The 14,035-nt window shown below is 43.4% G+C and carries 15 protein-coding genes and 1 pseudogene; 7 read left to right on the forward strand and 9 right to left on the reverse strand.

Annotation, left to right across the window (positions count from 1 at the left end):
* Positions 1 to 22 precede the first annotated feature (22 nt).
* The 7 genes and pseudogenes from JMW39_RS02690 to JMW39_RS02720 all read left to right on the forward strand — a co-directional run bounded on the left by JMW39_RS02690 (position 23) and on the right by JMW39_RS02720 (position 6,647).
* Positions 23 to 637 carry a YceI family protein gene (locus JMW39_RS02690; RefSeq protein ID WP_201543606.1) on the forward strand — a complete coding sequence of 205 codons (615 nt, stop codon included), beginning with the start codon at positions 23 to 25 and terminating at the stop codon, positions 635 to 637.
* A gap of 88 nt (positions 638 to 725) precedes the next feature.
* Positions 726 to 2,057: a cytochrome c gene (locus JMW39_RS02695; protein ID WP_201543608.1), complete on the forward strand. Its 1,332-nt coding sequence runs from the start codon at positions 726 to 728 to the stop codon at positions 2,055 to 2,057.
* 89 nt (positions 2,058 to 2,146) lie between these two features.
* Positions 2,147 to 3,760: a flavin monoamine oxidase family protein gene (locus JMW39_RS02700; RefSeq protein ID WP_201543610.1), complete on the forward strand. Its 1,614-nt coding sequence runs from the start codon at positions 2,147 to 2,149 to the stop codon at positions 3,758 to 3,760.
* A 97-nt stretch (positions 3,761 to 3,857) separates the two neighbouring features.
* Positions 3,858 to 4,514, forward strand: a complete 657-nt coding sequence (locus JMW39_RS02705) for a c-type cytochrome (protein WP_201543612.1) — start codon at positions 3,858 to 3,860, stop codon at positions 4,512 to 4,514.
* Positions 4,515 to 4,730: 216 nt separating this feature from the next.
* Positions 4,731 to 4,886: a hypothetical protein gene (locus tag JMW39_RS02710; RefSeq protein ID WP_201543614.1), complete on the forward strand. Its 156-nt coding sequence runs from the start codon at positions 4,731 to 4,733 to the stop codon at positions 4,884 to 4,886.
* Positions 4,847 to 5,434 (forward strand): annotated as a pseudogene (locus JMW39_RS02715) (HAD-IC family P-type ATPase); the annotation flags it as partial. The gene JMW39_RS02710 and the pseudogene JMW39_RS02715, both read left to right, overlap by 40 nt.
* Before the next feature lie 208 nt (positions 5,435 to 5,642).
* Positions 5,643 to 6,647 carry a D-cysteine desulfhydrase family protein gene (locus tag JMW39_RS02720; protein WP_201543616.1) on the forward strand — a complete coding sequence of 335 codons (1,005 nt, stop codon included), beginning with the start codon at positions 5,643 to 5,645 and terminating at the stop codon, positions 6,645 to 6,647.
* 61 nt (positions 6,648 to 6,708) lie between these two features.
* On the opposite strand, the gene modB is transcribed toward JMW39_RS02720, so the two are convergent.
* The 9 genes from modB to glp all read right to left on the reverse strand — a co-directional run bounded on the left by modB (position 6,709) and on the right by glp (position 14,028).
* Positions 6,709 to 7,410, reverse strand: coding sequence for a molybdate ABC transporter permease subunit (gene modB, locus JMW39_RS02725; RefSeq protein ID WP_201543619.1), 702 nt, complete (start codon positions 7,408 to 7,410; stop codon positions 6,709 to 6,711).
* Positions 7,411 to 7,546: 136 nt separating this feature from the next.
* Entirely contained in the window at positions 7,547 to 8,392 is an 846-nt protein-coding gene (gene modA / locus JMW39_RS02730) for a molybdate ABC transporter substrate-binding protein (protein WP_201543620.1), read from the reverse strand.
* 90 nt (positions 8,393 to 8,482) lie between these two features.
* Positions 8,483 to 8,974 (reverse strand): molybdenum cofactor biosynthesis protein MoaE, encoded by a 492-nt coding sequence (locus JMW39_RS02735; RefSeq protein ID WP_201543621.1) that lies wholly within the window; start codon positions 8,972 to 8,974, stop codon positions 8,483 to 8,485.
* Positions 8,975 to 9,036: 62 nt separating this feature from the next.
* On the reverse strand, positions 9,037 to 9,315 hold the full coding sequence (locus JMW39_RS02740; protein WP_201543622.1) for a MoaD/ThiS family protein: 279 nt from the start codon (positions 9,313 to 9,315) through the stop codon (positions 9,037 to 9,039).
* Positions 9,316 to 9,375: 60 nt separating this feature from the next.
* Entirely contained in the window at positions 9,376 to 9,909 is a 534-nt protein-coding gene (gene moaC / locus JMW39_RS02745; RefSeq protein ID WP_201543623.1) for a cyclic pyranopterin monophosphate synthase MoaC, read from the reverse strand.
* 93 nt (positions 9,910 to 10,002) lie between these two features.
* Positions 10,003 to 10,749, reverse strand: coding sequence for a molybdenum cofactor guanylyltransferase (locus JMW39_RS02750; protein ID WP_201543624.1), 747 nt, complete (start codon positions 10,747 to 10,749; stop codon positions 10,003 to 10,005).
* A 3-nt stretch (positions 10,750 to 10,752) separates the two neighbouring features.
* A complete protein-coding gene (gene moaB, locus JMW39_RS02755) occupies positions 10,753 to 11,283 on the reverse strand; it encodes a molybdenum cofactor biosynthesis protein B (RefSeq protein WP_201543626.1) in 531 nt (176 codons plus the stop codon).
* Positions 11,284 to 11,340: 57 nt separating this feature from the next.
* Positions 11,341 to 12,441 carry a GTP 3',8-cyclase MoaA gene (moaA, locus tag JMW39_RS02760; RefSeq protein ID WP_201543628.1) on the reverse strand — a complete coding sequence of 367 codons (1,101 nt, stop codon included), beginning with the start codon at positions 12,439 to 12,441 and terminating at the stop codon, positions 11,341 to 11,343.
* Positions 12,442 to 12,732: 291 nt separating this feature from the next.
* Positions 12,733 to 14,028, reverse strand: coding sequence for a gephyrin-like molybdotransferase Glp (gene glp, locus JMW39_RS02765; protein ID WP_201543631.1), 1,296 nt, complete (start codon positions 14,026 to 14,028; stop codon positions 12,733 to 12,735).
* Between the last annotated feature and the right edge of the window lie 7 nt (positions 14,029 to 14,035).

The raw sequence follows: 14,035 nt of genomic DNA on the forward strand, positions 1-14,035 counted from the left end.
CACACAACAAAGGAATGTTGTCATGAGCCAGCTTGTATTCGACAAAGTCGTATTACGTTACTACAAGCGATTATGGACACTATTATTGCTGGCAGGTTGTACGGTGATTAGCCATGCTGCTACCTATAAAATTGAGCCTGACCATTCCAACGTACGCTTCGCTATTGACCACCTCAAAACCTCTGCTACCACTGGCGGCTTCTATAATGTGACCGGAATACTCCAGTATGACCCGAGCGCAAAAACCGGCGACATCTCTCTTATTATTCCGATAAAGTCCTTAAATACCGGTAACAAGATTTTTAATCTTAAACTGATGGGACCTGATTTTTTTAATATGGAACAGTATCCATTAGCACGTTTTGAATCTACCAAATGGCATTTCAGCTCTGACAAAGACAATCCAAAGGTCGCACGAGTGGATGGCAAGCTAACCTTAAACGGTCAGACCCATCCTATTAGCTTACTGGCGACCAAATTTAATTGTTACCTGAGCTCTGCACTTAATAGAACGGTCTGTGGCGGCAACTTTACCGCCACGATTGACCGTACTCAGTGGAACATCAAAAAATATGTCTTATTTGGTATGACTAAAAACTTGACTTTAAATATTCAAGTTGAAGCAGCTAAACAGTAGTTTTTTAAGTTTAGTAAATAATCAGCGTGTCATAGAGTTATAGCCAACGTTATTAAAAATGAGTTTTTGCCAGCCTAGCGAGGATACTATGAAGCCAATTTCTATAATGTTATCAGCACTTGTACTTAGTATGGCTTCCAGCGCTGTCATGGCTGATAGCGCTGGCTTAACTCATGCGATAAGCTTACCCAATGTCAGCCTTGCCAATAGTAATCTTGCCAATCGCGGTGCCTATATCGCCCGTACTGCTGACTGTATGGCGTGTCATCGCGAGAACTATAGCGGCGGCGTCGCGATTGAAACCCCGATTGGCAATATTTATTCAACCAATATCACGCCTTCTCAACGTTATGGTATTGGCAACTATACCGAAAATGACTTTAGAAAAGCGCTGCAAAAAGGTCGGGCGCCTACGCATCAGCTTTATCCTGCAATGCCGTATCCTTCTTATCATGGTATGGCCGATGCGGATATCAGCGCGTTATTCGCTTACTTTCAAACTGTACCTGCAGTAGAGGAGGCACCTGAAAAAATAACTAAGCTACCATTTCCGTTAAATATCCGCACTTTAATGCTAGCTTGGAACGTGATTAATGTCCCTTCTACCGAAAACCGCTTAGGACTGACCCAAACCCAGCAACGCGGTGAATACCTGGTGAATAATTTAGAGCATTGCGGCACTTGTCATACCCCGCGCAACCTTACGCAAGGTCTTGATAAGAAAAAATACTTATCCGGCGCGCCGCTTGGTAAATGGTATGCACCCAACATTACCCCAGATACTGACAGTGGTATCGGGCGTTGGAGCGAGAATGATATCGTCACTTATCTACGTACTGGTATGCTCGATAAACGCGCTTATGCCGGTGGACCTATGGCTGAAGCGGTCGCCCATAGTACCCGCTATCTAAGCGATGAAGACTTGAGTGCAATGGCTGCTTATTTAAAAGTCGTCCCTATCCTCAAGACGGACGATTACGTGATACCCGTAGATACATCGCGGCTACCCAGTCCAGTCAGCAGCTCTATTACCTATAATTTAATTGAACAAAAAGACTATCTGGCGCAGGCAAAATCTATAACTAATACTAATTCTAATAACGACCGAAATTCACCAAAAGCGCTATATCTTGCTGCCTGTGCTAGCTGTCACGGAGTAGATGGTTACGCGCAGCCCGATGCTCGTTACGCCTCTATCGTAGGACTGAGTAGTATTCGTCGCGTTAAGCCAGACGCGCTGATTAATGTCATTGCTTATGGTGCAAAAGGGGCGTTAAACACAGCACCCAAAATGCCCGGCTTCGAGAAAGAATTAACTCATGCGCAGATTGCCAGTATTACCAATTACGTGCGGATAAATTTCGGTGGTCTAGCAACTAGTAATGTGAGTGCTGCTGACGTCAAACGCATATTAAATTAAGGTCTATTAATCACACTATTAATCTAGCTATAAAAACACCTAATACTACCTGATGTCATGGATTACGGTTCTATAACAAGGATAATAAAATGAATGATATGTTTCAATCGCCCACACGTCGGCAACTGCTGTCAATGATTGGTAAGACCGCAGGAGCGACAGCAATGTATCAGGCAATGACCACATTGGGCTTTGCTTCTGAGTCTAGCTTTAAGCAAGAGATGAATTTAAAGGGTGCGCCTGCTGGTGCAAGCATTGTGATACTTGGCGCAGGATTGGGCGGGCTTACAGCTGCTTATGAGCTACGGAAGGCTGGCTATAAAGTCACTGTTCTAGAATTTCAAAATCGAGGTGGTGGTCGCAGTTGGACACTAAATGCTGGTGATAAATATACTGAGCTTGGTGGCGGCGAGGTGACTTGCGACTTTAAAAAAGGTAATTACTTTAACGGCGGACCATGGCGGCTGCCGGTTCACCATTATGCCGTATTTCATTATTGTAAAAAATTTGGTGTGGCATTACAGCCCTTTATACAAACTAATGACCGTGCCTATCTACACCGTACCAGCCATTTTAATGGGGCACCGCAGCGCTTAGGCGAGGTACAAAGCGACATACGGGGTTATGTCTCAGAGCTATTATCTAAAGCGGTAAATACCGGTAGCCTTGATAAGACAGTAAATAAAGAGGACAGAGAGAAGCTATTAGAAGGCTTAAAAGGGTGGGGCGTCCTTGATAATAATTATCGCTATGTTAAAAGCCATGAAACCAGTAAGCATCGTGGCTATAGCGTTTATCCGGGTGGCGGCTTGATGCCTGATGCCAAACCCTCGACGCCAATACCGATGAACAAACTATTAAATTCAGGCATGTGGTCAGATATTTATAGCAACTATACGATATATGACCATCAACCAGCCATGTTTCAGCCCGTTGGCGGGATGGGAAAAATAGGTGATGCCTTCACTCACGAATGCCGAGATATGATTACGTTCAATGCTAAAGTCACTAAGATTTATCAAGATGAGAGCGGCGTCACTGTTGATTACGTCGATAGCAGCAGCAATAGTAACAATCCTGATGGCGCCACTAAAACCGTGCGCGCTGACTGGTGTATTTGCAATATTCCATTGTCGGTATTGACCCAGATTGACGTTAACGTCTCAGCATCAATGAAGCAAGCGATGGCAGCGGTACCTTATGACACCTCTTATAAAGTAGGTTTAGAGTTCAAACGCCGCTTTTGGGAAGAAGACGAGTGGATTTATGGCGGTATCAGCTATACCGATATGCCAATCTCCCAAATCTCCTATCCCTCACACGATATGTTTACCACAGGCTCAGGGGTGCTACTTGGCGCCTATGGATTTGGGGAAGCCTCTTATAAATTTAATACCCTTAATCCAAAAGAGCGTATTGATTCGGCATTACAGTATGGCAAGCATATTCATCCGCAATATACCAAAGAGTTCCGCTCTGGAACCTCGGTCGCCTGGCATCGTATTCCATGGTCGCTCGGTTGCTATGGTATCTGGAGTGAATCAAGCCGTGATCAGTACTACGATACGCTATGCGCGATTGATCACCGTATCGTGCTGGCAGGTGAACACTGCTCACATATCCCAGCATGGCAAGAAGGCGCAATTTTATCTGGCATGGATGCCGCTCAGCGACTACATCAAAAAGCAAAAAAGCTCGGCTAGTCGGAGTGGTTGTTGATTAACGGCATTGATTGGTGGCGTTGATTAGTAAAAATGCTTAACTTAAATAGTGATAACAGTAATAAATTCAGAGGTCATCATGGATATGAGCAAATCAAACCTACTTGCTGTGGCAATGATATTAACTATTGGAGGCACAGTCGCGTTATCTGGCTGTAGTCAATATAAAAAAGACCAAACCGCTCATACCACAGCCACCCTTGCCAGTCAGCAACAAGCCACACAAATGGTCTTTGACAATCAAGCCAGTCGCAATAATGGTGCGTGGGGTGCCGTCTATATGACCAAAGAAGCGCTTAGGTCGCCAAGAGCTAATATCGTCGATATCAGCTCAATACCAACAATGACAGAAGATGCTAGCCTGAAAAAATGGCTTACAAAATTCGAAGGTAGCTCTGAAGGTAAAAAGGGCTTTATAACGACCAACGGCAAAAAGCTCTATGACGATTCTTGTGCGGGTTGTCATATGCCAGATGGCAAGGGCGCACAAGGCGCTGGTTACTATCCGCCGCTTGCCGATAACAGTAAGATGCAATCAAAATATTATATTATTAGTGTTGTGATGAATGGTCTACGCGGTATGCCTTCCTTTCACAGCATGATGAACGATGAACAAATAGCAGCAGTCACTCAATATGTGCATAGTGATCTGAATAAATTTACCGATAAAGTCACTGCTGCCAATGTCGCTCAGCTCCGTCATGATTTTCCACCGGGTTCTGATCCTAGTGAGTAGTTTAATTTTATAAGAAACGAAACTAAATGTATAAAAAGAGCGCCTGTTATCACGGCATTACCTAACTATTTATGTAATAAAAACTAAAGGTTGTATTAAGCGAAGTTTTATAATAAACCTCATTTGACAGTATGATAAATAGCAGTCTAGGATGGTTGATAGTACTTTGAAATCCTGACTGATTATCTGCACTTGCTGTCTTTAAGGAATGATTTTATGAAACATGTTACCGAGAAAATGCCTATCAAAGCTGGTAAATACGATAAAGTACCAGAAAATTATACTGGTACAGTCTATATTTGTCCGATGCATCCAGAAGTTAGAGATATTGAGATGGTAAAGCGGCGGGTTTTGTTTCGGTTACTGATCTGATTAAGCCAAGTACTGCTGATGCTATAAAACTGCTACGCGAGGCTAGGCTAAAAGTCGTCATGCTAACAGGAGATAACGAAAAAACCGCACAAGCTGTCGCCAATAAATTAGGCATCGATGAAGTCCATGCCGATGTCTCACCAGAGGACAAAAACCGCATTGTTAAAGAGATGCAAGATAATGGTAAATTGGTAGCGATGGCAGGCGATGGTATCAACGACGCGCCTGCACTGGCACAGGCTAATGTCGGTATTGCCATGGGTACAGGTACGGATGTGGCAATGGAGAGCTCAGGAATTACCTTGCTAAAAGGGAATTTAATGGGTATTGCTAAAGCCTATAAGCTTAGCCACGCGACCATGCGTAATATCAGACAAAACTTATTTTTCGCTTTCGTTTATAACGCGATTGGCGTACCGATTGCCGCAGGCGTGCTATATCCAGCGTTTGGTCTGCTGCTTAGTCCGATGATAGCGGCAGCGGCGATGAGCCTATCGTCAGTGTCGGTGATTGGGAATGCCCTTAGATTACGTCGCTTAGATTTATAGTTCTAATAACGGCTGACCTAACGTTTTTAATTAAACGGCGTTAATGTTTATAAATTACAGCAAGGGGCAATTAGCAATTAACAGGCAGAAAGTAACAGAAAGTTATATTATCCAGCTAAAATGGAAGCTAGCATTGCTTATCGTGCTTTTACTGGCGGTGCTAACAGGTAAATTTAGATAAATAATATCATAGGGATAAAAATACACCATGGACTATAATCACCTACCTAGAGAGCCGTTAGGTTTTTTTCCAACCCCGTTAATTGAGCTGAAACGATTGAGTAAAGCCTTGGGCGGTCCCAAAGTTTATATGAAAAGAGATGACAATACGGGACTGGCATTGGGTGGCAACAAAACTCGCAAGCTTGAATTTATCCTCGGTGACGCGCTTGATAAAGGCGCTGATACCATCATCACCGCCGGCGCGATACAGTCAAACCATTGTCGTCAGACGGCTGCTGCGGCGGCGAGCTTAGGGCTGGAGTGTCATTTAGTCTTGGGCGGCGAAGAGCCGGAGCTGGCAAGTGGCAATCTGTTGCTAGATAAGCTATTCGGTTGTCATATTCACTGGGCAGGCGCCAATCGCAAAGGCGAAGACATTCCTCGCATCGTTGAGCAATTAACCAACCAAGGTAAGAGTGTCTATGTAGTGCCGTACGGTGGCTCAAGTGAGCAAGGTGCGTTAGCCTTTGTAGAAGCGTTTAAAGAGCTAGAATCGCAGCGTCAAAGCATGGGTATCTCCTTTACCCATATCGTGTTTGCGTCAAGCTCTGGCGGTACGCAAGCAGGCCTAATGCTTGGCAACAAAATCTTTAACTCACCTTATCAAATCCTGGGCATCAATATTGATAAAGGTGAAACCGATAAAGTTTCTTTCGATGAATATACATTGGCGCTTGCTAATAAAACGGCAAAACTTATCGATGCAGATTACGAATTTTCCGCCTCAGATTTGATTCTTAACTCTGATTATGTTGGCGAAGGTTATGGCGTAGTGGGCGCATTAGAAAATGAGGCTATTGCTATGACTGCGCAAACAGAAGGGATATTGGTAGATCCTGTTTATACCGGTCGTGCGATGGGCGGGCTCATAGATATGATTCGTACAGGGAAAATCAACAAAACAGACAGCGTTTTATTTTGGCATACTGGCGGTGCACCGGCTTTATTTGCTTATGCCAACGAGTTGGATTTGGCGAAAAAAACCCAGTAATATAGAAATTTAATTTCTTAAATAAGAAGTTTAAATTGTTATTAATTGATTAATTAAATGGCTATGGGCGTTGATTAAGCCGGCTAACACTGGCAATCAGCGCTACCATAATAATACCCATAATGATAAGAATCCCCGACATCATGTGCGCTGCCTCATAATTTAGCGCTTCTACTTGCTCATATATCGCAATCGACACAACCTTGGTTTCACCTGAAATGCTACCACCTATCATAAGCACCACGCCAAACTCGCCAATGGTATGGGCAAAGCTGATTAAACTGCCCAAAATAATACCAATGCGCGCTTGTGGTAGAGCAACCCTTATAAAGCGTCTAAGACGGCTGGGCTCTAGTAAGCTTGCGACCTCCATCACGCTTGCTGGAATGCGTAAAAACTGCGCATAGACAGGCTGAATATAGAAGGGTAGGGAGTAGATAATAGAGCCAATAACCAGTCCTTCAAAGGTAAAAACCAAGGGGCTGAAATTATGCTCGACAAGCCATTTACCAATACCGACGCTGGGGCTCAGTAGCAATAATAAATAAAAACCAATCACGGTAGGCGGCAGAACCAGTGGCATGGCAATGATGCCGATCAGCAAAACCTTAAGACGAGATACCGCTTGTCCACGACTGGGTTTGGCAAGCCAATATGCCACAGGCGTAGCGAACAGCAGCAAACATAAGGTGGTGATAGCCGCAAGCTTGATGCTTACCCAAACGGGGCTTAGCATGTCAGCTATCAAAGATTGAGCAATCATAGCGTTACTTATCAACTGGCTTAGTCCATGCTAACCGTTTCATTTATCCTAACCGTCTACTTGTTGAGTTTATCTGCAAGTTTATCAATAAATGAATATATTTAGTTTATCAATCAATCAATCAATTAAAGCCACATCAGTTCACTGCAAGATAACCTGCTTTAGAAAAATACTGCTGTCCAGCAGGTGAGCGCAAATAGTTCGAAAAATCTGTCGCGGCAGTATTATTATTAAGCACTATCCCATCTTGCAAAATAGCTGGGTAAGACTCTGGCGCTAACGTATAAAACTGTTCAGGCGTGGCTTTAATCGCCGTCAGCTGTGATTGGGCAACAAAGCCATAATCGACATTGCCAGTATGGGCATATTGAAACGCTTGCCCAATATTTTCAGCTTGTATAATACGATTTTGCTCAGTGAGAGTGTCAAAGATATTTTGCGCCTGTAGATAGGCTTGTGCCGACTTGCCATAAGGGGCGAGTTCTGGATTGGCAATGGTGATTTTGCTGTCAGACTCATTCACTAATAATGCGTTTAAGCTAGCAGCGCTAAGGCCGTCAAGAGACTTGTTAACACTATATAGTGCTAGTTGACCTTGCGTATAAGTAAAGGGCTGATGGGTAGCTTCATCAGCAGAATTGGCGTTGTCTAACTTTTCTTTGGCAAGTTTGGCAGGGAATTCTTGATTGGCGGACAAAAATATATCATAAGGTGCGCCGGAGGTAATCTGCGCATATAGCTTACCTGAAGAAGCATAGCTCACCTCAATCTCTTGCGCAGGCAAGTTTTTATCCATTTTATAACCCGCAATAATCTCAGGCAATACATCAGATAAGTTGGCAGCAGCAGCGATGCGCAGCGTTTGACTCTGCTCAGTAGTGTTGTCGGTGTCCGCTTGAATAGGCTGAGTGGTTTGCTCTTTGCTACAAGCAGTTAGCACTAATGCTAAGCAAACTGAGGTTATGGTTACTATTTTATTCATTATTATGGCACCTTCCTATTATTGCTCGTTATTGCTCACTGTTATTGCTAAATGCTAGCTAGCGCTTTGAGCAGTTATTTGAATCGCATTTTAACCGTTATTACTAAGCCACTTAGAAGAATCATCTTGGTAATATTCTTGCTTCCAAACCGGAATGTCTGCTTTGATAGTATCTAATATCCAGCGGCAAGCGTCAAAAGCAGGATAGCGATGGGCGGAGACGACGCCAACCCAAACCGCCACATCGCCAATCTCTAACGCACCGATACGATGGATGGCAATGGCATGAGTAATCTCAAAGCGCTTTTTGGCCTCTTCGATAATGACGCGACCTTGATTGATGGCGAGGTCTTCATAACCATAATAGGTCAAACGATTAACGCTACTAGCATTATTATGATTGCGTACCCGTCCCTCAAAGCACACAAATGCGCCGCAGCTGTCATCATCGAGCGTTTTTTTAAGGCGGCTTTCATCAATATCAGTATCTAACAGTGCAAAACCATCACGTTCAGCGATGAGATACGCTTCATCGATGCTACGCTTGATGCTCATCGACTGGCCATGTACCGTGTCTGTCATAACTATTTTCTCTATTTATTATTTTAAGATTATTAGCGATATAAATAAATATTTGGAGGGTTTTAACCGCCAGCGACCGGCGTGATAAAAACCACACTATCACCGTCATAAATCTCATCTGTCCATTTAGCGAAATAGTCGTTTACTGCCACTCGCAGCTCTGATTTCGGACGGCTAAAGCGATGCTTTTGGCGCAGCTGCTCATACAGTTCGGTCAATGAAGTTGACTGTGGCACCGTGATTTTTTCTTCATGGCAATTGGCTTCATCAGCCAAGCTGGCAAAGTATAAGACATTAATATTCATCGTGGCATCAGTATTGTCGTCGATTAAAGTGCTCATAGAAGTCTCCATTATTGATTCATTACTAAGCTTTTTATATATGGCGTTAATGAAGCTGATTTACCCATGCTGATAGTCTGACTTACCGCCAGTTTTTTTCAGTAGATGAATATTATCAATCACAATGTCATGCGAGATTGCCTTAGTCATATCATAAATAGTCAAGCAGGCAATACTAACGGCGGTTAACGCTTCCATTTCTACCCCAGTCTTATGAGTTACTTTGACAGTTGCGGTCACAGTGATACTGTTTTGGTCATCATCGTATGCAAAGCTTAAGCTGATTTTATCTAAAGGCAGAGAATGACAAAGTGGAATCAGGTCATGGGTGCGTTTGGCTGCCATGATACCGGCAATATGAGCGGTCTGGGTGATGCTGCCTTTTTTGGTCATACCGTCAGCGGCTTTGATTTGCGTATAAATATCTGCAGGAAAAACGACCTGTCCGACTGCACAAGCTTCTCTGATGCTAGCTATTTTGCCACTCACATCAACCATGGTGATATCACCGTCGCTATCTAAATGTGATAAGCCCGACTGCTTGCTTGACTGCTTGGTTAATTGGTTACTGTTTTTTTGACTGTCGCTATTCATTCTTTATTTCTCTTAAATGGCTAATTTTTCTTAAATACAGTGCTTCTTAAATGGCGGATTTTTATTAAAGCCTGTTTCTCTCAACCAAAGTTTTTATAAGTCGCCCAAAGCTAAACAAGCACGTACAAAATCTTTAGGCGTATTAAAATTGGTTAAATCTTGCCATGTTTTTATAAAAGGGACAGGCTGCACAATCGGCTTAATAAACTTCATTACTTGCCGCTGTCCAGCGTCAATATAATGCTTTAACTCAGGCTCAATACTTAAACGATAAACGGCTAATAATGGGTATAAATGCTCGTTATCGGTCAGGCAAATGACAGATTTGTCTGCAGCCTGCGTGATATAAGGTTTCAGTTTTTGCCATAAATAGCTGATAGGAATCAAGCTGTCACAGCTAATGACAATCAACCAAGATTGCTGCCAGTTTGCGTCTTTCGTTAATTGGTTTGAACTTGCCAAAGATTGCAGTGCTGCTTCAATCGCTACCAACGCGCCGCCTGTTTCGATCTGCTCGTCATCATCACCATAAAGAGTATTGCTAGACAGATAATCAGCGATATGAATGATTGGCACTTGCTGATTATTGACGATTAAATCCGGAGTGATAGTGAAACCACGCCCATTATCCGCAATCATGATAGGTAGATTGCTCATCATCGCGGCACTTAATTCAAGCGCCTGCCTAACATGATAATCAAGCAAACGTTCGCCTGTTGGTAAGATAAGCTCAGCTTTTGGCGACCCCATACGTTTGGAGGCGCCACCTGCCAAAATCACGATACCTGCTAAATGACTGAGTTCATCTGTTTGGATTAAGCTATCCGCCACTTCAAGCATGAATCAATCATGACCTGGGTTGGTGCGCATAAAGTGCGGCACAAAATTACAAGGACGCGTGCGGCTATCGAGCTGCTCTTGTAAGATACCTTCCCAAGCGGTGCGGCAAGCACCTGAAGAACCGGGTAGGCAAAAAATACCTGTGCCATTTGCCATGCCAGCTACGGCGCGAGATTGGATGGTAGACATGCCGATATCGTCTTTTGAGATTAAGCGGAACATCTCGCCAAAACCATCAACCGATTTATCAAATAATACGCCGACTGCTTCTGGCATGCTGTCACGGATATAGAAACCAGTACCACCAGTAGTGATAATTGCGTGCACATCTGGGTCTGCAATCCAGCCACTGATAACAGCTCTAATTTTATAAATATCATCGATAATTAGCTGACGATCGGCCAGCTGATGACCTGCTGCGGTCAGTTGGTCGACCAAATACTGCCCTGAGCTGTCTTCTGCAAGAGTACGACTGTCAGAAACCGTCAAGATGGCGATATTAAGCGGGGTAAAGGGGGCTTGCAGCTTACTCATGGATGTTCCTTAATAAATACGCTTGTTATGGAAATAAAAGTTTTTATTATTAATAAGTTAACCACCAATCATCGACAAATTATTCATCATGCCGCTGTTTGATTCGTGAAGGTGATGATGCTCAGGTTTAATCGGCATAAAGCTGTGCAGGGTATTAACGAGACCAGCCACATCATCTTGCTCAAGATAGTGACGAATATCGTAGTTACCTTGATCAAATAAGCACAGATGCACCTTGCCTTGACTACTGACCCGCAGGCGATTGCAGCTATCACAAAAATGAGCGGCGTAAGGGGCAATCATACCGATACGCCCTTTATAATCTGGATGGCTGTATTCTATCGCTGGACCGTCATTGCTGCCACGTATATGGGTTTGCCAGCCATTTTTTAATAAGTAATTGGTAATAATATCGGACTGTGCATGCTGGGCAAAAAATAAGTCACTGTTGTCACTGGTCTGCATAAATTCAATAAATCGATAAGTGACAGGTCTGTCTTTGATATATTCGATGGCATTCATCAGATTTTCAAAGGCCGTTTCTGCCATTAAAATACTATTTATCTTTAGCTTAATGTCTGTGGTCGCAAGTAAAGTATCCATATCCGCTAAGAGCTGCGGCAACATGTCAAAGCCAGTCATTTTATGAAAAGTAGCAGCATTAAAGCTGTCCATACTGATATTAAGCTGATTCAATCCAGCTGCTTGCCAGTTAGCTAAATGCTTGCCAAGCTTATAGCCATTGCTGGTCATGGCAACGGTTTCAATGCCTTCGGTGTTTTTGATGGTTCTAATAATTTCTACCACATCACGGCGTATAGAGGGTTCACCGCCAGTAATTCTGACTTTTTTAGTGCCAACTTCGGCAAAGCCGCGGATTAAGGTGGCAATTTCGCTGATACTGAGCTCGTTTTGTGGTGGTTTGCCTTGATAGCCATCTGGCAGGCAATATTCACAGCGGAAATTACAGAAATCAGTAATCGATAGACGCAAATAGGTTAGACGTCGTGCGAAACCATCGGTTAATGGTTGAGAGAGCGTGACCGGAGAATACGTCGACGCGATAGCAGTTTTCGATGAGTCAGCATCAAAAACAGCGGGTGCAGCGGTAGGCGAATACAATTGCACATTGGCTGCGTTGGGGGCAAGATGGTTCATAGATGATTACCATTAATATTAAGTATAGTGTGTACTTTTAGGCGTTGCCTCAGGTTATGAGTGGGAAATTCTATTTAGGTATGATTATGACAGCTTGCAAGCAAATAACAATTAACCGTAAGTGAGCTAAAAACTACTACCAAAGTAGTAGATAGTATTTGATAGTAAACAATCAGTTTCTCATGATTAACGGTATAAAGAGTTATTAACTGTGTAACTCTTTATGCCATTGATTAGCCATGCAGCTTTTTAGCTATACAGTTATCAATAGATCAATTATTTAGCTGTTATTTAGCAATGTAACCAAGGGAAGGGCTGTACGGTTACTGTTTCGCCAGCAGCTACATTGCCAGAATCTTGCGCCAAAACAATAAAGCAATTGGCGTGGCTAAGCTGTTTGATACGGTGTGATTGTTGCTTGCTAAAGCTCTCAACTTCAAACTGGCCAGCTTTATTCTGCGACAAAATACCTCTTTGAAAATCCATCCGTCCGGCTGATTTTTTTATATCGTTTTTAAGGGTGGCGATTAGGCTGAGCTGCATGGGTCGCTCTTGTGGTGCAGCGCCTGCCATTTGCCACAAAGCCGGAATGACAAATTGCAAGCTGCCAACCACGGTCGATAGCGGATTACCGGGTAAGCCAAAATATAATACGGGCTTGGCAAGGTTTTTAGTTAGCTCGCCAAAGACAAACGGTTTACCGGGTTTCATCGCCACTTTATAATGGTTAATCTGACCAAGCTGCTCAATGACAGTGGTTAAAAAGTCATAGTCGCCAACCGATACGCCCGCGGTAGAGATAAGGACGTCACACTCTTGCATGGCTTGAGTTACGGCAGCGGTAGTTTTGTCTAAATCATCAGCAATGATGCCATAATCTCGAATAGTGACGGGCAAGTCAGAGAGCAAGCTTTTTAAAGTGGGGGTATTAGAGTTATAGATTTGCGCCAAGCTGTTCAGCTCATGACCTATCGCCACCAGTTCATCGCCCGTCGCCAGTACCCCAACGATTAAAGGCTGATAGACATTGACTTTATCTAGCCCTAAATTAGCCAGTAGGCTGATATCACTAGGATTTAAGCGCTTACCCTTTAATAAAACCGCTTCGCCAGTTTCAATTTCTTCGCCTTGCTTACGGATATTATCATCAGGCTTAGCGTCTTTACTGAGGGTAATAGCGTAAGGCTGCGATTTATCTATGCTGTCTTTTATGGCGGCAAAGTTGGTGTTTTCTTGCATAATGACCGTATCACAGTTATCAGGAATGACCGCACCGGTAAAAATGCGGACACCTTGCCCTGATTGTATATTACCACTGTAAGGGCTGCCCGCTTGTGATTCACCGACGATATCAATTGTGCTGTTTGCTGAGAGTACGCTGTCTTTAGCAATCGCATAACCATCCATCGCCGATAAGTTTTGCCTTGGAATAGCAAAGGGCGAGACGATATCTTCTGCCAATATATGATGACGGCTGTCTAATAAGTCGTAGCTAACGACGTCTCTTTTATTGAGCGGATAGTCGTTAGTATTATAAGTCTCTATACGCTGCTGTATTTCAGAGATAAGCCCTGCAACCGTAATCATAAATGTC

This window comes from Psychrobacter immobilis (assembly GCF_904846175.1).
Taxonomy (GTDB): domain Bacteria; phylum Pseudomonadota; class Gammaproteobacteria; order Pseudomonadales; family Moraxellaceae; genus Psychrobacter; species Psychrobacter immobilis_E.

Bases quoted from the DNA above. Each gene is read 5' to 3' on its own strand.
- JMW39_RS02690 (WP_201543606.1), top strand. From the start codon at position 23: ATGAGCCAGCTTGTATTCGACAAAGTCGTATTACGTTACTACAAGCGA.
- JMW39_RS02695 (WP_201543608.1), top strand. From the start codon at position 726: ATGAAGCCAATTTCTATAATGTTATCAGCACTTGTACTTAGTATGGCT.
- JMW39_RS02700 (WP_201543610.1), top strand. From the start codon at position 2,147: ATGAATGATATGTTTCAATCGCCCACACGTCGGCAACTGCTGTCAATG.
- JMW39_RS02705 (WP_201543612.1), top strand. From the start codon at position 3,858: ATGGATATGAGCAAATCAAACCTACTTGCTGTGGCAATGATATTAACT.
- JMW39_RS02710 (WP_201543614.1), top strand. From the start codon at position 4,731: ATGAAACATGTTACCGAGAAAATGCCTATCAAAGCTGGTAAATACGAT.
- JMW39_RS02720 (WP_201543616.1), top strand. From the start codon at position 5,643: ATGGACTATAATCACCTACCTAGAGAGCCGTTAGGTTTTTTTCCAACC.
- modB (WP_201543619.1), bottom strand. From the start codon at position 7,410: ATGATTGCTCAATCTTTGATAGCTGACATGCTAAGCCCCGTTTGGGTA.
- modA (WP_201543620.1), bottom strand. From the start codon at position 8,392: ATGAATAAAATAGTAACCATAACCTCAGTTTGCTTAGCATTAGTGCTA.
- JMW39_RS02735 (WP_201543621.1), bottom strand. From the start codon at position 8,974: ATGACAGACACGGTACATGGCCAGTCGATGAGCATCAAGCGTAGCATC.
- JMW39_RS02740 (WP_201543622.1), bottom strand. From the start codon at position 9,315: ATGAGCACTTTAATCGACGACAATACTGATGCCACGATGAATATTAAT.
- moaC (WP_201543623.1), bottom strand. From the start codon at position 9,909: ATGAATAGCGACAGTCAAAAAAACAGTAACCAATTAACCAAGCAGTCA.
- JMW39_RS02750 (WP_201543624.1), bottom strand. From the start codon at position 10,749: ATGCTTGAAGTGGCGGATAGCTTAATCCAAACAGATGAACTCAGTCAT.
- moaB (WP_201543626.1), bottom strand. From the start codon at position 11,283: ATGAGTAAGCTGCAAGCCCCCTTTACCCCGCTTAATATCGCCATCTTG.
- moaA (WP_201543628.1), bottom strand. From the start codon at position 12,441: ATGAACCATCTTGCCCCCAACGCAGCCAATGTGCAATTGTATTCGCCT.
- glp (WP_201543631.1), bottom strand. From the start codon at position 14,028: ATGATTACGGTTGCAGGGCTTATCTCTGAAATACAGCAGCGTATAGAG.